The 24246-nt window shown below is 32.6% G+C and carries 20 protein-coding genes and 1 pseudogene; 7 read left to right on the plus strand and 14 right to left on the minus strand.

Going from position 1 to position 24246, the window contains the following annotated elements:
• Window positions 1-153: 153 nt before the first annotated feature.
• The 4 genes from NLG42_RS20875 to pyrR form a co-directional block, all read right to left on the minus strand.
• A complete protein-coding gene (locus NLG42_RS20875; protein WP_257682223.1) occupies window positions 154-1059 on the minus strand; it encodes a ribonuclease Z in 906 nt (301 codons plus the stop codon).
• Window positions 1060-1162: 103 nt separating this feature from the next.
• On the minus strand, window positions 1163-1495 hold the full coding sequence (locus NLG42_RS20880; protein ID WP_089059159.1) for a ribonuclease Z: 333 nt from the start codon (window positions 1493-1495) through the stop codon (window positions 1163-1165).
• Between the two features lie 98 nt (window positions 1496-1593).
• Window positions 1594-2520, minus strand: coding sequence for an aspartate carbamoyltransferase catalytic subunit (locus NLG42_RS20885; protein WP_257682224.1), 927 nt, complete (start codon window positions 2518-2520; stop codon window positions 1594-1596).
• Between the two features lie 101 nt (window positions 2521-2621).
• A complete protein-coding gene (pyrR, locus tag NLG42_RS20890) occupies window positions 2622-3161 on the minus strand; it encodes a bifunctional pyr operon transcriptional regulator/uracil phosphoribosyltransferase PyrR (RefSeq protein ID WP_257682225.1) in 540 nt (179 codons plus the stop codon).
• Window positions 3162-3406: 245 nt separating this feature from the next.
• On the opposite strand from pyrR, the gene NLG42_RS20895 reads away from it, so the two are divergent.
• From NLG42_RS20895 to NLG42_RS20905, 3 genes are all read left to right on the plus strand, one after another.
• On the plus strand, window positions 3407-4081 hold the full coding sequence (locus NLG42_RS20895; protein ID WP_257682226.1) for a hypothetical protein: 675 nt from the start codon (window positions 3407-3409) through the stop codon (window positions 4079-4081).
• Window positions 4082-4215: 134 nt separating this feature from the next.
• Window positions 4216-4614, plus strand: a complete 399-nt coding sequence (locus NLG42_RS20900) for a VOC family protein (RefSeq protein WP_257682227.1) — start codon at window positions 4216-4218, stop codon at window positions 4612-4614.
• Window positions 4615-4623: 9 nt separating this feature from the next.
• Window positions 4624-5019: a hypothetical protein gene (locus NLG42_RS20905; RefSeq protein ID WP_257682228.1), complete on the plus strand. Its 396-nt coding sequence runs from the start codon at window positions 4624-4626 to the stop codon at window positions 5017-5019.
• A gap of 34 nt (window positions 5020-5053) precedes the next feature.
• On the opposite strand, the gene NLG42_RS20910 is transcribed toward NLG42_RS20905, so the two are convergent.
• The 5 genes from NLG42_RS20910 to NLG42_RS20930 form a co-directional block, all read right to left on the minus strand.
• Complete coding sequence (locus NLG42_RS20910) at window positions 5054-6241, minus strand: glycoside hydrolase family 27 protein (RefSeq protein WP_257682229.1); 1188 nt, start codon at window positions 6239-6241, stop codon at window positions 5054-5056.
• Window positions 6242-6513: 272 nt separating this feature from the next.
• Window positions 6514-6684 carry a hypothetical protein gene (locus NLG42_RS20915; protein ID WP_257682230.1) on the minus strand — a complete coding sequence of 57 codons (171 nt, stop codon included), beginning with the start codon at window positions 6682-6684 and terminating at the stop codon, window positions 6514-6516.
• A 294-nt stretch (window positions 6685-6978) separates the two neighbouring features.
• A complete protein-coding gene (locus tag NLG42_RS20920) occupies window positions 6979-8598 on the minus strand; it encodes an ABC-F family ATP-binding cassette domain-containing protein (protein ID WP_089059164.1) in 1620 nt (539 codons plus the stop codon).
• Between the two features lie 157 nt (window positions 8599-8755).
• Window positions 8756-9529 (minus strand): TlpA family protein disulfide reductase, encoded by a 774-nt coding sequence (locus NLG42_RS20925; RefSeq protein WP_257682231.1) that lies wholly within the window; start codon window positions 9527-9529, stop codon window positions 8756-8758.
• A gap of 89 nt (window positions 9530-9618) precedes the next feature.
• Window positions 9619-10317 (minus strand): DUF3592 domain-containing protein, encoded by a 699-nt coding sequence (locus tag NLG42_RS20930; protein WP_257682232.1) that lies wholly within the window; start codon window positions 10315-10317, stop codon window positions 9619-9621.
• A gap of 242 nt (window positions 10318-10559) precedes the next feature.
• Between NLG42_RS20930 and NLG42_RS20935 the strand changes: the two genes are divergently transcribed.
• From NLG42_RS20935 to NLG42_RS20950, 4 genes and pseudogenes are all read left to right on the plus strand, one after another.
• Window positions 10560-11315, plus strand: coding sequence for a prolipoprotein diacylglyceryl transferase (locus NLG42_RS20935; protein ID WP_257682233.1), 756 nt, complete (start codon window positions 10560-10562; stop codon window positions 11313-11315).
• Window positions 11316-11331: 16 nt separating this feature from the next.
• Window positions 11332-12720 (plus strand): annotated as a pseudogene (locus NLG42_RS20940) (radical SAM protein).
• 18 nt (window positions 12721-12738) lie between these two features.
• Window positions 12739-12912 (plus strand): hypothetical protein, encoded by a 174-nt coding sequence (locus tag NLG42_RS20945; RefSeq protein WP_158234868.1) that lies wholly within the window; start codon window positions 12739-12741, stop codon window positions 12910-12912.
• 11 nt (window positions 12913-12923) lie between these two features.
• Window positions 12924-13121 carry a hypothetical protein gene (locus NLG42_RS20950; RefSeq protein ID WP_089059170.1) on the plus strand — a complete coding sequence of 66 codons (198 nt, stop codon included), beginning with the start codon at window positions 12924-12926 and terminating at the stop codon, window positions 13119-13121.
• 294 nt (window positions 13122-13415) lie between these two features.
• On the opposite strand, the gene NLG42_RS20955 is transcribed toward NLG42_RS20950, so the two are convergent.
• The 5 genes from NLG42_RS20955 to NLG42_RS20975 form a co-directional block, all read right to left on the minus strand.
• Window positions 13416-15482: a beta-N-acetylhexosaminidase gene (locus tag NLG42_RS20955; RefSeq protein WP_257682234.1), complete on the minus strand. Its 2067-nt coding sequence runs from the start codon at window positions 15480-15482 to the stop codon at window positions 13416-13418.
• Window positions 15483-15631: 149 nt separating this feature from the next.
• Complete coding sequence (gene nagB / locus NLG42_RS20960; protein ID WP_257682235.1) at window positions 15632-17569, minus strand: glucosamine-6-phosphate deaminase; 1938 nt, start codon at window positions 17567-17569, stop codon at window positions 15632-15634.
• Between the two features lie 105 nt (window positions 17570-17674).
• Complete coding sequence (locus NLG42_RS20965) at window positions 17675-19252, minus strand: RagB/SusD family nutrient uptake outer membrane protein (protein ID WP_089059173.1); 1578 nt, start codon at window positions 19250-19252, stop codon at window positions 17675-17677.
• 11 nt (window positions 19253-19263) lie between these two features.
• Window positions 19264-22311 (minus strand): SusC/RagA family TonB-linked outer membrane protein, encoded by a 3048-nt coding sequence (locus NLG42_RS20970; protein ID WP_257682236.1) that lies wholly within the window; start codon window positions 22309-22311, stop codon window positions 19264-19266.
• A gap of 400 nt (window positions 22312-22711) precedes the next feature.
• Window positions 22712-24235: a SusD/RagB family nutrient-binding outer membrane lipoprotein gene (locus NLG42_RS20975; RefSeq protein WP_257682237.1), complete on the minus strand. Its 1524-nt coding sequence runs from the start codon at window positions 24233-24235 to the stop codon at window positions 22712-22714.
• Window positions 24236-24246 lie beyond the last annotated feature (11 nt).

Here is a 24246-nt window from a genome sequence, read left to right on the forward strand (position 1 = left end):
TGTTTCAAGTTTCAAGTTTCAAGTTTGTCAGGCTGAGCGAAGTCGAAGCCCTTCTACAAAAGCCCTTCTCCCGACGCCTCAGGATCGCTCAGGGTAACATACATATATTCAAGTTTAAAACCTTTGTTACTTTGCACCTTTGTAACTAATAAATTAAAATTCAAAACTCAAGCCGTCGTCTCCTAAAAGTACATTAGGAAAAATCGTTTCAGCTTCTTCTTTAAAACGCTCAATTCCGTCGTATCGTGTAGAATAATGACCTAAAATCAATTGTTTTACATTTGCTTTTAATGCAATTCTTGCCGCTTCTTTTGCAGTCGAATGAAGTGTTTTTTGTGCCAAAGGAGCTTCAGAATCTAAAAAAGTAGATTCATGATATAAAACATCAACATTTTCAATAATCGGAATTATATCTTCATTATAAGCAGTATCTGAACAAAATGCATAACTCATTGACGGAATTGGGTCAAACGATAACTTTTCGTTTTCTAGTAAAGTCCCATCATCAAGCTTAACATCACCGCCGTTTTTTATTTTTTGATAATAAGCAACATGGATATCATAGTGCTGAACTGCTTCTATGTTTAATTTTCTTTCTCCCGGTTTTTCCTGAAACAAGAATCCATTGGTATAAACACGATGTTTAAGCGGAATAGTTTTGACAATAACTTTTGAGTCTTCAAAAATCACTTCGCTTTTCTTCGACTCTAATTCATGAAAAAACAAACTATAAGTTGTCCAAGATTCTGTCAGCTTCAATTGAAGAAGAATTAATTCTTTTATTCCTTTTGGTCCATAAATATGTAAATCCGTCGTTCTGCCTAAAAGAGAAAAAGTCGAAATGGTTCCAATTAATCCGTAAAGATGATCTCCATGAAGATGCGAAATAAAGATGTGATTAATTTTTGAGAATTTAATCTTATTTTTTCGAAGTTGTACCTGAGTTCCTTCCCCGCAATCAATCAAAAATAAACGATTCTTGATTTCTAAAACCTGCGAAGTTGGGTTAGTAAGTGTTCTAGGAGTTGCGGCATAACAGCCAAGTATAGTTAACTTCAATTTGATGTTTATTCGTTTATTTGGTGAATCGTTTAATCGCGTTAAATTATAATCAAAAACTTATCGATTAAACAGTTAAACAAATCAACGATTAACCGATTCTTTAAAATCCTAAGTCTCTTTCAATTTCTTCCATTTCGATAATATCGTGTGCTTCTAAAAGTGAAGGCACAACAACTAACTTATCTGAAACAGCATTAAAATCAAGATCAGAAACTACAATTACAAATGATTTTTTTGCTTTTTTTTGAGATTTAGCAAGAGGTAAAAAAAGTTTCAAATCATTTTCTGAAAGCTCGGAATCTGATAACAGATCGATTATAACATTATGTTTTTCAAAGGTTTTAAATTGCTGCGTTACTTTTTCTACAAAGCCATTAAAATCACCTTGTGTATTTTTTATTGTAACGGTATGTCCTTTTTGATCTACTTTCATTTTACTAAGGTACGAAGTTTTTTAATTTGTTTCAGCTTTCAAGTTTCAGGTTGTAAAACTGAACGTTCCAACAACGTGAAACCAGAAACTAAATATTATTATTGAATTTTAGAAGCCAAAAGATAAATAACCGCCATTCTAATTGCAACACCATTTTCAACCTGATTCAAGATAACAGAATGGTCAGAATCTGCCACTTCAGAAGTTATCTCTACTCCTCTGTTAATTGGTCCTGGGTGCATAATTACGATTTCTTTTCCAAGAGAATCCAAAAGCGGTTTATCAACTCCGTATTGTTGTGCGTACTCACGTGTTGATGGGAAAAAATTCACATCCATACGTTCGTTTTGTACACGAAGCATGTTTGCCACATCACACCATTCTAAAGCTTTATGTAAATTTGGTTCAACCGTAACACCAAGAGATTCAATATATCTTGGAATCAATGTTTTTGGTCCGCATACTTTTACTTCTGCGCCCTGCATTTGCAAAGCATATATATTTGATAAGGCTACTCTTGAATGCAGAATATCACCTACAATTACTACTTTTTTTCCAGCAACATCTCCCAGTTTTTCTCTAATAGAGTAACTGTCTAACAAAGCCTGAGTTGGATGCTCATGCGCTCCATCTCCAGCATTTACAATACTCGCTTTGACATTTTTAGATAAAAAATAAGCCGCTCCAGGATTAGAGTGGCGCATTACAACCATATCAACTTTCATCGAAAGGATATTATTTACAGTATCAATCAGAGTTTCTCCTTTTTTAACAGATGATTGAGCCGCAGAAAAACTGATCACATCAGCAGATAAACGTTTCTGCGCTAATTCAAAAGATAGTTTGGTTCTCGTACTGTTTTCGAAGAAAATATTGGCAATGGTAATATCTCGTAATGAAGGAACTTTTTTAATTGGTCGATTAATGACTTCTTTAAAATGATCTGCCGTTTCAAAAATCAGGTTAATATCATTCTCGTTGATATATTTTATTCCTAATAAATGATTTACGCTTAATTCTTTCATTTTTATTGTTTATTTGTTTTTTACTGTATAATCGTTTATTTGTTGAATCGTTTAATCGCTTCTTTCGATTAAACAATTAACCGATTAATCGATTAAACTTTTTAATTTGTCACTAAGTGAACAACATCTTCACCATCATTTTCTTTCCAGCTTACTATCACTTTTTCACCATTAATAGCATCTACCTGACGACCTCTATAATCTGGCTGAATTGGTAAATGACGACTGAAACGTCTGTCAATTAAAACCAATAATTCAATTTCTGAAGGTCTTCCAAAAGATTGAATTGCCGTTAAGGCAGAACGAATGCTTCGTCCAGTAAACAAAACGTCATCAATAAAAATGACTTTTTTGTTTTCGACGATAAAATTGATTTGAGTTTTATTGGCTTCGAGTGGTTTATCACTACGACGGAAATCATCTCTAAAAAAAGTGATATCCAGATATCCCAAAGAAATTTCGGGAACCTTATATTCGTTTTCTAATATTTGTTTTAAACGTTCCGCTAAAAAAACACCTCTTGGCTGAATTCCCACTAAAATAGTCTCTGAGAAATCAAGATGTTTTTCGATTAACTGACAAGCCAAACGATGGAGTATGATAGTAACTTCTTTTGAATTAAGTAATACTTTTTGGCTCATAAGTAATTGTAATGTTTGGTTGGCAAATATACGAAATCAGAATTTATTTGCTGGGGTGTTAAGATGGGAAATATTATTTTTTGTAATGAATGAGATTTCAACTGTACAATCAAATCCAAATAAGCCATTATATTTCTGAAAACATAATCTGCTTTTTGAAAAATATTTTGTTTTAAAAACATATTTTAGCAAAGAAAAACAGAAAACGAAAAAAGAATAAAACTGCAAATAATCTTAAATTTAATATGAAAAAAATCTTCTTTGTTTTAATACAAATTCTATTAGTAAACCAAATAAATGCTCAGAAATTATCATCAGACTGGCAAAAAATGAGATTAAAAGGAACAATAAATAAAATCGTTGAAATACACGAGAGCTGCCCATCTGTAATGGTAGAAGGAGGCACATTTTATTGTCCAAAAGACACTACTAGTTATGAATTTAATCAAAAGGGATATTTAGCAAAATCTAGTTCTGAAAATGATAATAGAAAAAAATCAAATTTAAATGGATTGGAATATATTACTACTTATGAAAATGTTGAAGGTGTACAAAAGAAAAGTGCTGAAGATGTTTATAATGCAAAAAAACAATTAATCAAACAATCTATTTATTATGTTCATACTGTAAAAGAACAGATACTAAATCAATGGGAGTATTTTTATGATAATAATGGAAATAAAATCAAAGAAAAAACTACAGAATGGTGGAATGGAAATATAACCGTTAACTTAAGTGATCTTAATAAATATGGAGATACAACAAAAAGACAAACTTTGAGAAATGATAAAATTGTTAGTGAAGAAGAGTTTGATTATAACTATACCAATGATAAATATGGCAACTGGATAAGTAAAACTTCATCGAGTGGTAATCATAGTGAAACCTGGACAAGAAAAATCTCTTATTATAAAAAATAAGATTTACCCGCTCTGCAAAGTCTCCTGATTTCGCAGAGACAACAGTAGGACACTAAGAAAATCAAAACATATTGGAACAGCTACGAAGTCAAGAGACTTCGCACAGCATAATAAATTAATAAAACCACAAAATCATGAAAGCAAAAGTCATATCAATTCCAGTTCTTGACCAAGAAACGGCATTACAGTTTTACACTGAAAAATTAGGTTTTATAAAAAAACACGATGTGCCTTTAGGCGGCGATAATAGATGGCTGACGGTTGTTTCTAAAGAGGAACCAAATGGCGTTGAAATTCTGTTGGAACCATCACCAAACCATTTTGAACCTTCTAAAACGTATCAAAAAGCGCTTTTTGAAGCAGGAATTCCGTGTACACAATTTAATGTAGACAATCTTGAGGAAGAATACAATCGTCTTGTAAATCTGGGTGCAGCATTTAAAACAAATCCAACCGAAATGGGAAATGTAAAAATTGCCGTTTTAAACGATACTTGCGGTAATTATATTCAACTTATTGAGATGTTAACCTAACCCATAAAAATGATAAAAAGTGTGCAAAAGTTTATAACAAAACCAAGAAACATCTTTCTGCTGGATGGTTTTGGTGCTTTACTTACTGCCGTATTACTATTTTTTGCACTTAGAAATTTCAATGCTTTTTTTGTTTTATCAAAAGATATCTTTGAATATCTTTCAATTATTGCATTCGCTTTTTTTATTTATTCTCTTGCCTGTTATTTTTTAGTGAAGCAAAATTGGAAATCATTTCTAAAAACAATCTGCATTGCCAACATTCTATATTGTATTTTGACTTTTGGAATTATCGTATATAACTCCAAAAGTATTTCTATTTTTGGTATGGCTTATTTTTTAGGAGAAATCATTATTATATCTGGACTTATATTCCTCGAGATAAAAACGATTAGAAAACAATAGATTTTTCTCTTCTTCAAAAGAAACACAGGCCGTTTTATTCGGTACGCAAAACTATTATGCCATGTTTTGGAATACTAAAGTTCACCTTCTTTCCTATTGTTCCAATCTTTTTACCTGACCATAAGTCACGAATTTTTACTGATTTTTCGAGATTTACTAAATCTGATTTTAAAACAAATTGGTTTGCTTCATCTCCGCGATTCAAAATAGCGATCGCTTTTCCGTCTTTTCCTTTTTCTCCCAGCAATTTTTCCCAAACCTCAATATTTCCTTCTTTAAATATTCGTCTCGCCTGATAGAATCCCTTATCTTGGTTTAAAGCAATTAGATCTTTATTGGTAAGAATACCAACCGTTTCTTTTGACATACTTCTTAAATCATTTCCTGCCAATAGAGGAGAATTCAACATGCACCACATCGAAAAATGACTTTTATCTTCCTCATAAGTCATTCCTCTGCCAACCTGTAACATATCCATATCGTTATAATGTCCGGGAGATGAGTATTTATACAAATCAACATTTAAATCTATAATCTTAAGTATAGATGAAAATTTATCATCAATATCATAGGAAATTCTCCAAGAATCCGCTTTATCTATTGCCCATTCGCCTGGAAATTTCCATCGGCAAACATTAAGAACAATTACTTCGTTCTTAGCTTTTACAGCCTTTAAAATTTTTAAATATTCTGTTTTCTCATCGAGATTCATTTTCTCTCCGCCACACCAGTCTACTTTTAAAAAATCGCAGCCCCAGTCCTCAAAAAAAGTTTTACAATCTGCATCAAGATATCCATACATACCAACTCCAATACCTTTTTGATCATTATCATAAATTGATCCGCAAGTATTTCTTCCTGCATCGCTATATATTCCCGCTTTAAGTTTTTTGCTGTGAATATAAGTCACTAAAGCTTTCATTCCCGAAGGAAACTTTTGAGTATCAACAAAAAGATTACCTATTGAATCTCTTCCTCCAAAATAACCATCATCAATATTAACATATCTATAACCAGCATCGTACAACCCAGAAGTAATCATAGCATCAGCCTGCTCTCGAATCATTTTTTCATCGATATGCACTCTAAAATTATTCCAACTGCTCCAACCCATTATTGGCGGTTTAGCTTCCTGAGCAAAAAGCAGCCCGTTTATAAAAAAGACAATAATTAGTTGGCATATTATTTTTTTTGAGGCGGTTTTCATTTTGTATGATTTCATATTTGTTGTGGTATAAAAATCCAGTTGAATAGCTTTTAAAAATAGCATATTTCAGTTTAATAAATTAAAATAGTCCGAAATAAAAGTAATTTCAAAATGCACAAACTCAAATATAAATACATTTATTGAAAATGTACAACTATAAATAGTATACACCTCACAAGTAGAGAATAAATATATTAATTGGTACGAAAGAAACTAAAACGCCAAATCCTAAAACATTTTCAAAAAATTCTATAACACATTTTCGTGATTCCTGAGGTAATTTTAATTTATGAAATTATAAAACTCAGAATCATGCAAAATAAAATACTAAGAATGTTAATGGTATTTGTAATACTGTTTTCATTTACAAGCTGTGAAGTTATTGGAGACATTTTTAAAGCCGGAATGGGATTTGGAATTTTCATCGTAATCTTTATCATTGCGATAATCATTTTCATTTTCGCTAAACTTTTTGGCAATAAATAGACATAAAATAATCTCCGTTATTTTCATAGCGGGGATTTTTTTTAAACATATAGAGACATAGTTTTTGAACTTAAAAAAGGGGTTTCACTTTTTTGAAAAAAAAACATAGCTGTGTGAAAGAAATATACTTCCCTTTTTAGTCTTTATTCGCACTAAATTTGACATTAAAACTATGTTTCTATGTGTTTAAAATTAGACCAAAATAAAAATCCCAAACTCCATGTTTAATTTGGAATTTGGGATTTTAAATATTGGGATTTTATAGATTAAAGATTGTACATCTTTTTTCTTTGCTCTTGAATTTTTTCATCATCAAGATATTCGTCAAATGTCATGTAACGATCAATTACTCCGTTTGGTGTAATTTCAACGATTCTGTTACCAACGGTTTGTGCAAACTCGTGGTCATGAGTTGTAAAAATCACGGAACCTTTAAAGTTTTTCAATGAGTTGTTGAAAGCGGTAATCGATTCCAAATCTAAGTGATTTGTTGGTTCGTCCAGCATTAAAATATTTGCACGTTCCATCATCATTCTAGAAAGCATACAACGTACTTTTTCTCCTCCAGATAAAACTCGGCTAGTTTTTAAAGCTTCTTCTCCAGAGAAAATCATCTTCCCTAAGAAACCTCTAATAAACACCTCATCGCGCTCTTCTTCTGTTTTAGCGTATTGACGTAACCAATCAACTAAACTCAAATCGTTTTCGAAGAAATCGTGATTTTCAGCTGGTAAATAAGCTTGATTTGTTGTAATTCCCCAGTCAAAAGTTCCAGAATCTGCTTTTTGTTCGTTGTTTAAGATTTCATAAAAAGCAGTTGTAGCACGTGAATCTTTAGAGAAAAGAACGATTTTGTCGCCTTTCGCCATGTTCAAGTTAATATCTTTAAATAAAACTTCACCATCTACTGAAGCTGATAAGTTTTCTACATTCAAAATTTGATCTCCAGCTTCACGATCCTGATCAAAAATAATTGCTGGATAACGACGGCTTGAAGGTTTGATTTCAGAAATATTCAATTTAGAAATCATTTTTTTACGAGAAGTAGCTTGTTTAGATTTCGCAACGTTTGCACTAAAACGACGAATAAATTCTTCAAGTTCTTGTTTCTTCTCTTCTGCTTTTTTGTTTTGCTGTGCACGTTGTTTTGCTGCTAATTGGCTAGACTCGTACCAGAATGTATAGTTTCCTGAATAGTGATTGATTTTCCCGAAATCAATATCAGAAATATGTGTACAAACCGCATCTAAAAAGTGACGGTCGTGAGATACAACAATTACAGTATTTTCGTAGTTTGCTAAGAAATTTTCTAACCATGCGATTGTTTCAAAATCCAAATCGTTGGTAGGCTCATCCATAATCAATACATCAGGATTTCCAAAAAGTGCCTGCGCCAAAAGCACACGAACTTTCATTTTTCCTTCCATATCGCCCATTAAAGTATAATGATGCTCTTCGTTAATTCCTAAGTTAGACAACATTGATGCAGCATCAGAATCTGCGTTCCATCCGTTCATTTCTTCAAATTGAACTTGAAGCTCCCCTATTCTGTCAGCATTTTTATCGTTGTAATCTAAATAAAGTTCATCCATTTCCTTTTTAACAGCGTACAAAACTTTATTCCCCATTAAAACGGTTTCCAAAACAGTATGTTCATCGAACATGTTGTGATTTTGGTTCAAAACCGACATACGTTTTCCCGGCTCTAAATGTATGTGCCCAGAAGTTGGGTCCATATCACCTGAAATAATTTTAAGAAATGTAGATTTTCCAGCACCATTGGCTCCAATAACGCCGTAAATATTTCCGTGAGTGAATGTTGTATTTACTTCGTCAAACAAAATTCGTTTGCCAAATTGAACTGATAAATTATTGACTGTTAACATGAATGTCTTTTTAATTAATTTGGTGCAAAAGTAGTGAAAAAGGTTCAGAGTTGCAAAGATGTGAAAAGGTGAATTATAAATTGTAAAACGTAAAATGTCAACTCCAAAATATCTAACTTTTATCCTCTTATATTTTACAATTTACATCTCACTTCCATTACAATTTACTTTCTTTCGACAAAGCGGTTTCCAGACTCTCGAAATTTGGAAGGACTTTAGCAATCTTTCCTTCTTTATTGAGAATAAAATGTGTTGGAAATGAATTGAGTTGTAAAGCTTCATTCATATAAACTTTCATATCAGGAATTACAGCATACGACAACGGTTTTCTACTTAAGAATGCTTTTAATTGTTCTGCAGAATCTTCTGCCAGACTGATAAAAACAATATCTTTTCGGTCTTTGTATTCTTCAACTAACTTATTGACTTGTGGAAATTCTCTAATACAGGGCGTACAGTGAATGTACCAACATTTTATTACTATAATTTTTCCTTTCATGGATTCGTTTGTAACCAAATTTCCGTCTAGATCTTTGAACGAAAATTTAGGAAAAGCGGTTCCTTCCATCTGATAGTTTTTAAGCGCATCAAAACCTATTTGGTTAATTGTCGCTTTTATGCTCGTATCAGATTTTGGCAAAATTTTAAACAGCTTATAACTGTAGACAGAATCTCCTGATTTTAATCGAATTGGAATATAATTTCCATTTGCTAATTGGTCTAAAAACTTTTCTTTTGAAATTTCTTTAGATTCTAAATCAAAAGCAGTAAAATCTCTCGAAAGCATTATTTTTGTACTTTGATAAACAGACCAATCGCTAAACGTTTTCTGAATTTGAACTGGATCGACTTCTGGAGCTTCATTTTTAATTTGGCTGTAACCAAAGGTAAAAACTAAAAATGCTGCTATAAAAAGAATTGATTTCGGCATGGGGTTTTAATACAATATTTAAGTCTCAAAAGTACTAAAATTGCCCTTAAATATTGGGAACAGATTTATAAGGTTTCTAGAATATCTATTTAATTTTTGAGATTAGGTAAAAAAGAAATATCCATATAATATTTCTTTGGATTACTCGGATCGATCATCACTTTTATTATATCGTCTTTTATAAACTCCGTTGGATCGAACCAAATACTATCGCTTTCAAAAACATACATTTCGTTTGTTTGAGGATTAAGCCACTGACTGGATATTTGAAACGGATTCCTTCCATTTACTGCCATACTGTAATTTAAGTGCACTTGAACAAATTTTGTATCAATACGTTTGCCATTATCTCGTAGATACAGCGTTTTTCTTTGTTTTAAAAAGCCGAATAAAATGATTCCGAAACCAATTAAAAAGAAAACTGTTCCCAAAATCCCCAAAATTAATGGGCCAAGCCATAATGATGCAAATCCATTAATACTGGCATCTTTTGGTTCTGCAGGATCGTAAAAAACTTCGACACTTTCACCTTCGCTGTAACTTGGAGGATTACTGCTCACTGATGAAGTAAATTCGATTTTGTTCCCTTTTTTTGTTGTAAAAGTAACTACTGGCGCGTAAGTTGTAGAATTATCAGATCTTTTGCTAATTAATTCAATTACGGTTCCCTGAACGGTTTCTGCTCTTTTTAAAAAGGCTTGTTTATCCTGATAAAGATAAAAAGCTCCTGCAAGCATCAGTGCTCCGATTGATAAAAATACATATTTAATTATGGCTATTGTTTTCATATTTTATTCTATAAAAATAAGGTAATGATTAAATCATATCTGCATTAAAAATGCGATAACAGATCATATTTTCTGTTTACAAAAAAAGTTATAAATGTAATAATTTCATTATTAAACAAACAAATATACAGCTACGAAACATATCACAAATCAGACTAATTTGTTGTAGTTTCTTAAAAGAAAAAATTTGCAAAAACAATCCAATTAATTTAATTAAATTAGCAAAAAAATCTGACTAAAAAATGACGTTTCCATTTCAGTTTAAGCTCTTTAACGAAACCTTTTATTGGCACGCTTTATTTGAAACATTAGCCTTTTTTATTGGGATAAGGACATATTACTTTTTGAAGAAAAGAACAGTAGATCCTATTTCAGATATCAATCGTCTTATTATTTTAATTGGGGCAATGCTTGGTGCATTAATAGGTTCTAGAGTTATTGCTTTGCTTGAAAATCCTGCTGAAATAACACAGCAGACTTTTTTAACTTTCTTTCAGAACAAAACTGTGGCGGGAGGATTCTTAGGCGGATTGCTTGGTGTTGAACTTTTCAAAAAAATAATTGGTGTTAAAATCTCTTCAGGTGATCTATATGTTATTCCGATAATTGTGGCTTTGTTTATTGGTCGAATTGGCTGTTTTTCAATGGGTATTGCTGAACCTACTTACGGAATCGAAACAAGTTTTATTACGGGAATGGATCTGGGAGATGGTTTATACAGACATCCAGTAGCTTTATATGAAATGTTTTTCATGCTTTTACTTTTTATCTTTTTTCAAAAAATAAAAAATAGAAATCTCGTTAATGGTGACCGATTTAAACTATTCATGGTTTTGTACTTTTTATTTCGCTTTTTGATTGAATTTATAAAGCCATATAATCCTTTATTTTTTCATTTAAGCAGTATTCAATGGAGCTCCATTTTTATTTTTATTTACTACTCGAAATTTATAAATCGGGTTTTTAATCATTTAAGCAAAACTTTACTTTTACAATAACTATACTTCTATCATAATGAAAACCCGCGATTATATATTTTACGATTATACTAAAAGTTTATGTCCAACTTGCTTGGATCTTGTTGATACTAAAATTGTATTTCAAGACAATAAAGTTATGATGTTGAAACATTGCAAAACACACGGCGAATTGAAATCGATGATTGCTGATGATGTTGATTATTATAAACAAATTCGTAATTATAATAAGCAATCTGAAATGCCCTTAAAATTCAATACAAAAGTGCACTATGGCTGCCCATATGATTGTGGATTATGCACAGATCATGAGCAGCACTCCTGCTTAACGATTGTTGAAGTTACGGATCGCTGCAATTTAGCGTGCCCGACTTGTTATGCAAATTCGGCTCCAAACTATGGAAGGCATCGTACTTTAGAAGAAATTGAAAAAATGTTCGACACTGTTGTCGCTAATGAAGGTGAACCAGATGTTGTTCAAATTTCAGGAGGTGAACCAACTGTACATCCTGATTTTTTTTAAATTCTTGATATTGCAAAAAGTAAACCTATCAAGCACTTGATGTTGAACACGAATGGAATAAGAATTGCAAAAGACATAAAATTTGTTGAGACATTAGCCAGCTACATGCCGGATTTCGAAATCTACTTACAATTTGACAGCTTTAAACCTGAAGTATTAGAAAAACTTCGCGGAGAGGATTTAACTGAAGTTCGTAAAAAAGCAATTGAACATTTAAATCAATTTAATATTTCGACTACGTTAGTAATTACACTTCAAAAAGGAGAAAATGATGATGAAATTGGTCAGATAATTGAATATGCTTTGCAGCAAAAATGTGTTCGTGGCGTAACTTTTCAGCCTACTCAAGTTGCAGGCAGAAATGATAATTATGATGATGATTTTGGAAGAATAACTTTGACTGAAGTACGCCGAAAAATTTATGAGCAGTATCCTCTTTTTACACCTCAGGATTTAATTCCGGTTCCTTGTAATCCCGATGCTTTATGTATGGCTTATGCATTAAAAATTGATGGAGAAGTTTTCCCGATGACACACTTAATTAACCCAGAAGATCTGTTAAACAACTCCAAAAATACTATTGTTTTTGAGCATGACGAAAAACTAAAAACTCATATGCTGAATCTATTCAGCACTGGAATTTCTGTTGATTGTGCTGAAACCGAAATGAATGAATTAATGTGCTGCTTGCCAAGAGTGCAATCAGACACTTTAAACTATAATAATTTGTTCCGAATTTTGATAATGAATTTTATGGACGCGCATGATTTTGATGTGCGGGCTGTTAAAAAATCTTGTGTTCACATTGTAAGCGATAAGATGAAAATTATTCCTTTTGAAACCATGAATTTATTTTACAGAGACCATAAAATTGATAAGATTCGAGAAAAACTGCATGTTTAATTTACAAATTTTTTAAATATGGAAGGATTAATATTTATTGGATTCATCCTCGCTGTGATGTTTTTAGTTGGATTGATTGGTTTAATTTCTGGAAAAGAAAACAAAAAATTCTTTTTAATAATTATGCTGATTCCAATAATCATTCTTGTAATTGGATTTGGCACCTGTGCCTTAATTGTAAGTCAGCTTTAATTTAAAACATTATGAATAATCCTTTAGTAGCAATTGGCGGTATGGCTGCCTTTATAAGTGTAATTGCTTTTCTTGTTGGAATTTTACGCTTGATTATTATCTCACGAGACAGAAAAACTTCGTTGAAAATTATCCTGTTCGCCATTATTGGTTTTGTAATTGGTTTTGGCACTTGTGCAGCAAACTTCAAACTAGGAAACATGCATTAATAAAAAAACCTGGTAATAAAATTACCAGGTTTTATAATGTTCGCATCTGGGTGAAAACCAAATAACAAATCACCCAAATTTGATCATTATTCTGAAATAAAATTTAGATTAAAAAATAAATAACCAAACTCAATTTTAACCATTCCAATATTCTATTTCCACTTATCTTAAAAGAGCTGTCTTCAGCAGATTTTTGCCCTAATTATCTCTGCCAGAAAACCTGACAGAGATAAAAAAAATTACTAAATAATTCAGGCAACACAACTTACTAAGTACTAACTCAAACCAAACTCATTACATTAATTTTTTAAGACTTTCATAAACTGATAATTCAACATCAGCGTGGTCTTTATTGTTACATTGCTCAATTAAATTTTTAAGCTCATCAGCTTTTAATTGCGACTTATTATCTAACACAAGCAACAACTCTTTCGATGCATCGCTTAAGCTTTTTGCTAAAGGTAAAAATGGCTGTACTAAAGGTGCATTTGCACTCAACTCTGTTAATTGCTTATGAAGCGAAATCCATTTAGCAAAGAATGCCGTTACTTTAGCTTTATTTTCTGGTGTTTTATTTGCTAAATACTGACTTACAGCATCATTAAAAGCTAATGAATCTTTAGCATCTGGTCCGCAAGCATCTGCAAAAAGTGTAAACGGAGAGTACATTTGATATTCAGTTCCACCTTTGTTTCTTTTGTATCCTTTTAATGGTTCACAAACATTCGAAAATTCTTCTAATGCTTCGATATTTTGATTATTAGAAATATTTCTTAAAATAACTGCTTTGTTACGAATGTGTGTTAATCCAAGTTCTTCTAATCTGAAAGAAACTACATCAAGACGTTTTCTCATACTAGTCATATCGGTAATATCTTCTGCCGACCAAAGTCTTTCTGCTATTGCCGCAGTTCTTGGCCAAAGTCTAGAATCGATAGTTGTTGGTGTTACAAGTTCTGTCCACATTGTTGCTTCTCCACCTAAAACTCTTGCTTTTTCTTCTGCCGATAAAACTGCACCTTTTGGCATTGGATCATTTAAGTAATGACTTTCTATTGGGTACAACAAATCGACATAATATCCATTTGACATTACCGTTTTATACCCTTTTTTAACGGCATCAATCAATGACTGACCTGCAACCACTCCTTCGTTTGGTCCTCTCCATGCATGAATAATAGCATCTTTTGACATGTTTTTTGTCAAAATCTCTTCCCAGCCCATTAATTGCTTTCCGTGTTTTTTAAGCATCGGAACTAACTGCATGGTGAAATAAGTTTGCAATTCATGATTGGTTGTTAACTTATTTTTCTTTTTAAACTCTTGAATTTTTGGATTTTCATCCCAGTCTTTTCCTTCATTCTCATCTCCTCCAATATGAAAATAAGCTCCTGGAAATAATGGACATACTTCATCAAAAAGTTCACTTAATATTTGATATGTTTTAGGATTTGAAGGATCTAATGTTGGCGAAAAAATACCCGCATTTCTTTCAATTCCATAGGTAGCGATTGCTGTACCTTGAATATTTTTTTCGGAAGTTCCTCCTGTCAATGTAATCACTTTACTGCCAATTTCTGGATAAGCTGTAAGTATTGCAGATGCATGACCTGGAACATCTATTTCTGGAACTATCAAAATACCGCGCTCTTCAGCATATTTTACGATATTTTTAATTTCCTCTTGTGTGTAATACATTCCATCCGAAGCTAATTCTATTAGTTTTGGATGTTTTTTCATTTCAATTCTCCAACCTTGGTCGTCAACTAAATGCCAATGAAACACATTCATTTTCATTGCTGCCAATCCATCTAGATTTCTTTTAATTACATCAACCGGCTGAAAGTGTCTTGAAGCATCTATCATTAAACCTCTCCATGTAAATCTTGGAAAATCTGAAATTTTAGAAACTGGAAAATAAAATGAACTACTATTATTTTGCAGCATTTGTAACAACGTTTCAAGTCCGTGTAAAGCACCTAAATCGCTTGTTGCGTTTATCGTAATTTTATTTTGTTTGATATCTAAATGATAACTTTCATCTTCGTATAAACCAATTTTACCACTTTTAGTACAATTAATTTGCAGTTCGGCATTTGGAACTTCATTTAATTTTGTGATAAAACCCTGCTGAAAGAAAATTCCTGTTCTACCATCTAAGCGGCGTAAAAAACGAGTTACTCCTCCAAAAATTCTTGGATTAGGATTTCCAGTAATGTTTACTTTAAAGTTTTTGTTTAAAGCAAAATTCCCGTCGTTTAATTCAACACTCTGAGGCCAAGGCATAAGATTTAACTGCTCTTTCTGAATTTGAGCGCTAGAGGTTACACCTGCTAATAGTAGGACAAATAAATATTTCATTTTTACTGTTTTTGAAAAGATGTTATCCTAAGACAACATTAATAAATAGATAAAAGAAACAAAACTCAGATGGACTCTTATTGAACCTCACTAATCGCTGCGAAATCAATCTGAATTTTGTAATTTGATTCGTTATCCGAATCTAATTTTTAGTAATCGAAACGTTTAAAAGCTTCGATTGCTTCATATTCTGCCAATCCTAATTCATCATAAAGAATAGCGGTATTTTTATTTCTGTCTTCGGCTCTAACCCAAAATTCTCTTGAATCATTTCCTTGAAACATTACACGGTCTTTTTGAGACTGGTGATACAAAATAGCATGACGTTTTAAAAGTACTTCTGATGGAGAAAGAGGAACAGCCATGTCAATTTCATTAATATCCCATTCTTGCCATGCACCTCTATACAACCATAACCAGCAATCATCCATGTATTTTTCAGATTTTAATTCCCCCATTGCTGCAAAAATCGCATTCAAACAAACTTCATGAGTTCCGTGTGGATCTGCTAAATCTCCTGCTGCAAATACTTGATGTGGTTTTATTCTGGCGATAATTTCTTTTACAATAGCGATATCTTCTAGTCCTAACGGATTTTTCTTTACTTGTCCTGTTTCGTAAAACGGTAAATCTAAGAAATGAGTTTTTTCATCTTTCAGCCCAATATATCTTGTTGCAGCATAAGATTCTCTTCTTCTTATTAATCCTTTTAGTTTTCGAACTTCAAGAGAATCAATTTCGTTTTCTGATTTATGGTTTAAAAATTCAATTACAGATTTAAAGTTGATCCCACTTCCTGCTTCACCAACAAAATCTTTGGCAACCTCAGCAAACTTTAAAGCTTCATCGTCTGTAACCGCAATATTTCCAGAGGTTTGATATACAACATGTACATCATGACCTTGTTTTATCAATTTTGAAAAAGTTCCTCCCATAGAAATCACATCATCATCTGGATGCGGACTAAAAAGAATTACTCGTTTTTTTGCAGAATTAGCTCTTTCTGGACGATGTGAATCATCTGTATTAGGTTTTCCTCCCGGCCATCCTGTAATTGTATGCTGTAAAACATTGAACATATTAATGTTCAAATCATAAGCAGAACCTTCTTGTGCCAGTAAATCAGACATTCCGTTGTTATTGTAATCTCTGTCCGTTAATTTTAATATTGATTGTTTTGTTTTTTGGCATAACCAAACAATCGCTTTGCTTTTTAATTCTTGATTCCAAATACATTCTCCAACAAGCCAAGGAGTTTTAAAACGAGTCAATTCTGATGCTGCTGACTGATCTAAAACAAAGGTTGCATTAGGATGATTTTGCAAAAATGTAGCTGGAACTTCTGAACTGATATCGCCTTGAGTTGTTCTTTTAATGATATCGGCTTTATTTTGTCCCCAAGCCATAAGTACGATTCTTTTTGATCGCATAATGGTTGAAACTCCCATGGTAATGGCTCTTTTAGGCACATTATCAATTCCATTAAAATCTGATGAGGCATCAACTCTTGTAATGTGATCCAGTGTAATAATTCTGGTACCAGAATTAATATGTGAACCTGGCTCGTTGAAACCTACGTGGCCAGTACGACCAATTCCTAATAATTGAAAATCAAGACCTCCCGCATTTTTAATATTCATTTCGTAATCGATACAGTATTGATTTAATTCATCAATTGCAACTGTACCGTCTGGAATATTTACATTCTCTGGTTTGATATCAATATGATTAAAAAGATGCTGATGCATGAAATAATGATAGCTCTGATTGTTCTCTTTACTCATTGGATAATATTCATCCAAATTAAAAGTAACTACATTGCTAAAACTTAAGCCTTCTTCTCTGTGCATTCTCACTAATTCCTCATAAACTTTTATAGGAGAAGAACCTGTGGCTAAACCTAATACGCAGGTTTTATTTTTTTCCTGCTTAGATCTAATTAACTGCGCAATTTCCTGCGCTACAATTATAGAAGCTTCTGTTGAATTTTTGAAGATTTCATTATGGATTTTCTCAAATCTTGTTTCTTCAAATTTTCCGGCACTTTTATAGCTGATATCAGGTTTTATTTCTAAAGCACTTTTCATTTATTTTCTTTTTTTGTATTTACAATTTTGGTTTTTGAAATGGTATAGACAACTTTCACTGCCTATACCATTCACTAACCAAACTTAAATTCTTATACTCTGTTTTTAGAAGTTCGGAGCATTAACATCCCACCAAGTTCTAGTTCCTCCATTATCTGGACCTCCTAGTTTTGCAACACCTGTTTTAACTCCTTCTGGGTTTCCATCTCTTTCACTTTGAACAAAGTTTATTCTTCTCACACCAAATTGAGTAGTAATTAAACCAGCACTTTGATTATTAAGAATTGGTAATAATTTAGGATAACCTGTTCTACGGTGATCAGACCAAGCTTCTTGTCCGTCAGGGAAGTTAGCAATCCATTTTTGAGTGATGATTTTTTGAAGCTTCACTTCATTACTTGCAGTATTATCCCAAGCAACAGTAACTTTATTTACCGCTAAACCACTATTGAATGGAGCAACTGGATCTACATAATCTTTTGCTGTATTCACATTATTTGCAGTATATTCAGCAGCGCCTCCTGTAGCAAGTTGATCAAAAGATGCAGCAATACCTGCTTTATATAATGATTCAGCATCGCCTCCCATGTTCCAGCCTCTCAAAGCTCCTTCGGCTCTTAAGAAGTAAACTTCGGCAGCATTCATCCACACTACTTGTTTGTCATCTTTAATTACTTTTCCGAAATTTGAAAATTTCATGTGTAATGTTTTATCTCCAAGAATTCCACCTGTACGGATTCCTTTGTACTGATCAGGATATTGTTCTGATGTTGCAAAGTAAGCTTTCATTCTAGGGTCATTATAACCTCCCATGATAGACTCCATATCTGCAGACATACGGCTGTCATTGTACTCATAAGCAGCTACTCTTAAAGGATGTTGTGAAACATCTTTAGTTACCATAAAAGTATCAGTTGCAGCTGTCATTACACCAAATTTTTGGCTCATTGCTTTTTCAGCTTCTGCTTTAGCTAATGTTGGATTTACTTTTACAATACGCATTGCTAATCTTAAACGCAATGAATTCGCATATCTAACCCATTTTTCATAACTACCTCCGTAAGTTGAACGGTCAGTATTTACAAAAGAGCTTGGTTCTTTTGCATCTATTCTTCTTGTTAATTCATTTACTGCAAAATCTAAATCTTTAAACATTGCTGCATAAACATCTTGTTGAGAATCGTATGCAATTGTCGAATTAGTAGTTCCTAATTGAGAGTAAACAATTGGTCCCCAAGCATCGGCTACTTTATGTAAAGTTTCTACTTTAATAATTGTTGCAAGTGCATAAAACTGATCGTATTTTCCTTTAGATTCTTTTTCAACTTTCAAGAAATTTGCCATTACTAATGAATAAGCAGCTTCCCATCCTGCTCCATTCCATTTATCAGTAAGAGCGTAAGAAAGATTATTTGCTCCATCAAAACCTGGAGCTGTTGAATAACCTCCCCAAGTATTTGCTGATAAATCAATGGCAATTTGATATCTCCAACCTGGAGTATTCACCATTACATTCTCGAACATATTTTTAAAAGGACCTAAAATATGGTTAAAGTCCTGTGTTACTTCCTCTTGAGTAAAAGCATCAGGATTACTATTAATCTCATCGAAATTATCTGTACAACCAACTAAGGCTAAAAGACCGAAACAGATTAATGATTTTTTTATATTGTTTGTTTTCATGATATTTTAAATTAGAAAGTTACATTTAAATTAAGACCAATACTTCTTGTTGATGGCAAACCATAAATATCAACTCCTTGTAAACCTTGACCTGTACTTAAAGCAATGTTTGGATCAAAAGGTGCATCTTTATAAAAGAAGAATAAATTTCTTGCGATTAATGATAAAGTTGCTGTATTAACAAATGGCAATGTTTTTTTACTGAAAGTATAGCCAAGTGAAACCTCTCTTAAACTTACGTTTGTAGCGTCATATACATACTCAGCTGTAGCTCCGTTAAGTCCGCCAACTGCTTCGTAATATTTTTGAGCATCCATTGAAGTAACTTTAGTACCATTAGGCATAACTGCATTTATTGGCACACCACCAGCATTTCTTGCATCTCCACTTCTTTTTGAAACTCCATAAAAATCATTCATAGATTCTGTAATACTCATTACATCACCTCCAAAACGTCCATCAATTAAGAAATTAGCTGTAAAAGCACCAAACTTAAATGTGTTTAACCAACCTAACATGAAATCTGGATTTGCATTACCTACTTCACGGAATGCTCCTTCAATTGCTAAGTTTCCTTTGTCATCTAAAACAATTTCTCCTTTATCGTTTTTAACGATACCTTTTCCTTCAATAACTCCAAATGGTCTTCCTTCTGTTAAAGCATATCTGTAGTTGATATTGTTTACAGGAGTTAAAGGAATTGTTCCTCCTAATTCTTCTGGAATTTCTTTAACCTTGTTTTTATTTTGAGAATAGTTTACTGTAGTATCCCATGAGAATTTATCTCCAGTGATGATTTTTCCAGTAAGAACAAGCTCAATACCATGATTTTCGATGCTACCAGCGTTAATTCCGTAATTTGTATAACCATAAGGGTTAGTACTTGGTGCAGGAACTTGGATGTATTGATTTTTAGTTTCTGAATTGTAGTAAGAAATTTCAAAACCAAATCTGTTATTAAACATTCTCCACTCTGTACCAAACTCGTATTCTGATTTTAACTCAGGTTTTAAAGATTCGCCTGGTCTTGGTCCTACAGTTGGAGGAATAATAATACCACCTTGAACTGTTGATTTTGGAGAAGTTACGAAAGCCGAAACGTCGTTTCCTACTTCTGCATAAGTTCCTCTCACTTTTCCAAAGTTAATCCACTCAGGTAAAGTTGTCATTTCACTGATAAGAGCAGTCACACCCACAGATGGGTAAAAGTATGATGGAGTATCTGTATTTACTAAAGTAGATGACCAGTCATTACGTCCTGTAATATCTAAATACAACATGTTTTTGTAACCAAAAGTAGCAGAAGCAAATATAGATTGAACTTCTCTAGAAGATCCTGTAGCTTGAAGATTTAAGTTATCTATACCTTTATTACTTCCAAAGTTTCCTAATGTAAATAAGTTAGCATTAATAAGCCCTGGAGTAATACCAGAATCTAAAGTAGTAGCATGATTTCCTAAAGTATTATTGATACTAGCACCTACTATAGCATTAAAGCTAAAATTCTCGTTGATATTAGTATTGATTTTAGCAATTAAATCTCCATAACGTTGTGTACTTAATGTAGCTACATTAATATATCTACCATTATATCCAGACAAAGAATTGTTTGTCGTAGCATAAATTCTCTTATCAAAATCATTTTCGATTCTGTTATAACTGTATCTTGCTCCAATGCTTAACCAGTTGTTTGCTTTATAATCTAAAGCTATGTTTCCGTTAAAGAAATTATCTTTATCAACAGATTTATTTCTATTGATTAACCAATAAGGATTTTGAACATAGATATCAGCATCCAATGGCGTGTAGAAATTTTGTCCGTAAAGGTTTCTAGAAGGAATAAATGATTCGAAATTATCTTTGTAAAAATTAAAGTCATTTGCTCTTTGGAACAAGTAAACACCTGTAAGAGGATTTGAATAAAGTCCGTTTACCGGTCTGTTATCAATAGTTTGGCTTGTATATTTTGCATCAGCAGAAACAGTTAATTTATTGTTGAAAAATTTAGCTGTTTGACGGATTCCAAAATTGTTTTTCTTTAATCCATTACCTTCAATAATTCCAGAAGAAGAAGTGTTAGCATAAGATAAAGTTGTAGAAGCAATATCTGATCCTGTTGTAAATGAAGCAGAAGTAATTTGTGTAACTCCAGTATTGAAAAAGTCTTTTACAAAATCATTTGAAGCTACTTTTCCACCCCAAGATTTTTGTGCATTTAAAGTTCCATATTCATTTTGGAATTTTGGCAAAGAGTGTACAGACTCAAAAGTAGTAACAGAAGAAACGGCTAAGTTTCCTTTGTTTTCTTTATTTTTCTTAGAAGAAAGCAAAATAACACCATTTGCTCCTTGAGATCCGTATAATACAGATGCTGCTGCACCTTTAAGTACGGTCATTCCTTCATAATCATCAGGGTTAATCAAAGAAACTGTATCTCCTCCGTCACGGTTACCTCCTGCAGTACTACCAAATGAATCATTTGGCTGATTTGAACTACCATTATACAAAGGAATACCATCAATTACGTAAAGCGGCTGGCTGCTTAATATAGAAGAGTTACCACGAATAAGTACTTTTGTAGACCCTCCAGTACCTGCAGAACTTTTTGTTACTGCAACACCCGCAACTTTACCTGCAATTGTATTAATAACGTTGGCATCTTTTACACGAGTCAACTCTTCTCCTTTAAGTTCTTGAGCTGCATAAGTAAGAGATTTTCTAGTTTTCTTAAGACCTAATGAAGTAACAACTACTTCGTTTAACGCATTTGATGCAGCTGGTACCATTTTAACATTAATTGTAGTAGCATCACCTACAACTATCGATTGTGTTTCAAGACCTACATAAGTAAAAACTAATGTCTGTCCTTTTGTAACTTCAACAGTGTACAATCCATCAAAATCGGTAGTAGAACCTTTTTGACCTCCTTGCACAGCAACAGATGCACCCGGCAACGGCATCCCATCAGAATCTGTAATCACACCTTTAACATTTTTTACCTGAGCAAGCGAAACTTGCGCCGTAAAAACAATCATAAAGATTAAGAAAATTTTTTTCATGTTTATTTATTTTGTTAGTTATGATGTAAAATTATTCTTAAGGGATTGTTAAAAAAAATATATTATACAAACTGCCTAAAATTTTAAACAAACGACATAAATCGATCAATAATCCGTTGCACGAAAACGTTTTCCTATCTATAAAATGCAGTTTTTACCACATTTACGGAGATTTTATTCAACAATAGGTTAATTTTATTAAAAATCATTTAACAAATCACAAATATTTGAAAATCTGTTATTTAAGATAAAAATTATCAGATTCATTTAAATACTATTAAAAAGAAGAAGTATTTAAATGTTAAAAAAAATGCCTAATAAAATGTTATCATAATTTTAATTTCTAAGATTTAATTACAATAACACCTTATTAGGCAAAACTTTATGCAGGAATTTCTATTTAATTAGCATCCCACCAAACTTTGTTCAACCAGTCGTTCTTTCCTCCCATTCTAGCTAATGCATCTAAATAATTTACTTCATTCTTCTGCATTTCATCATTTGGATAATATAAACGTGTTGGTGTAACTCCATTTGTCTCAGAATCTGGATTTGTGATAGGAACTAATTTTGGAAATCCAGTTCTTCTCCAGTTTGAATAAGCCTCAATACTATTAAAAATATAAGTTATCCAAAGCTGAGTTGCAATTTGTTCTTTTTCTTTTCCCGCAACTAATGGTTTAGCATTTAGATAAGTATCTATTTTAGCTTGACCAGCCGGAAGCGCTCCATAAACTTCTAATTGTTTAATACCTGCCTCAACTCCTTTTTTATAGTAATCAGCTGCAGTACCCGAAACCCATCCTCTAAAAGCAGCTTCAGCCAGTAACAATTGTGTTTCTGAATAACTAACGTGTAAAAAAGGTGTCGTTTTTTTCTTGAAATAATCTTGAATTCCTGATGTTGCATCAGTTCCACCTGGAGCTTGATATTGGTACAAACCTGGCTTTACACCTTCATATAAATTTTCACCTGGCCCAATTGGCGCACCTTGCTTAACACTGCTGGTTTTTTTAGGAGTAGCAAGCATTGTTAATCTAGGATCTCCATTGTCTCTAAGATAATCTATAACCAAAGTTGTAAAGTGATCTCCATTTTCATTCCCCACAAAAGCATAAGCTAGTCCATTTCCTCTAAAATCAATAGATGCTGGATCATCATTAAAGCTTGCATCCAGATGGCGCATGATACAATTATCTTCATTGCTGGTAAAAACCCCGTTTTGCAAAGCTGCTTTAACTTGTTTTTCAGCTTCGGCTGGTTTTATTTCAGAAATTCTCATTCCGAGACGCAAACGTAATGTGTTTGCCAGTTTTTTCCATTTTAGAATATCGCCTTTATAAAATAAATCTCCTTTTATACTTCCGCCGCCAACTTTTAATTGATTATAAGCTTCATCTAATTCTTTAAAAAACGATGCGTAAATATCTTCTTGTTTATCATACTTAGGCGTTACAACTCCTTTTGAGTAACCCAAACCAGCTTCTGAATAAGGAATATCACCATAAATATCTGTCATACGCTGTGCCACCATTACTTTCATAATCTTACCAACAGCATTCATGTTTGCAGCAGCAGGATCATTTTTTGTATTTTCAAGAATATCTACTACATTCTTTAATTCATTAGAATATCCATTTCTCCATAAGGCTGTAGCATATCCGTCATCTTTGTTGAATCTGCTTCCAAATGTAGTTACGTTCCATGCACCAGAATAATGCTGCACAAAACCACCAGAATAAATTAAGTTGGTTCTCCATTGATAAAACCCATCTCCAGACATACACAATTGTGTAAACGTAAGTTGTCCAGCTGGATTCGCAGTCAATGCCACAGGATCTTTCTCCAGCGCGTCAAAATTTTCAGTACAGCCTACTGCAGTAAATAATGCAAGTATGGCTATTATTATTTGTTTGAATTTCATAATATCTTTTT

Source organism: Flavobacterium plurextorum (assembly GCF_024638035.1).
In the GTDB taxonomy this organism is placed as follows: Bacteria; Bacteroidota; Bacteroidia; order Flavobacteriales; family Flavobacteriaceae; genus Flavobacterium; species Flavobacterium plurextorum.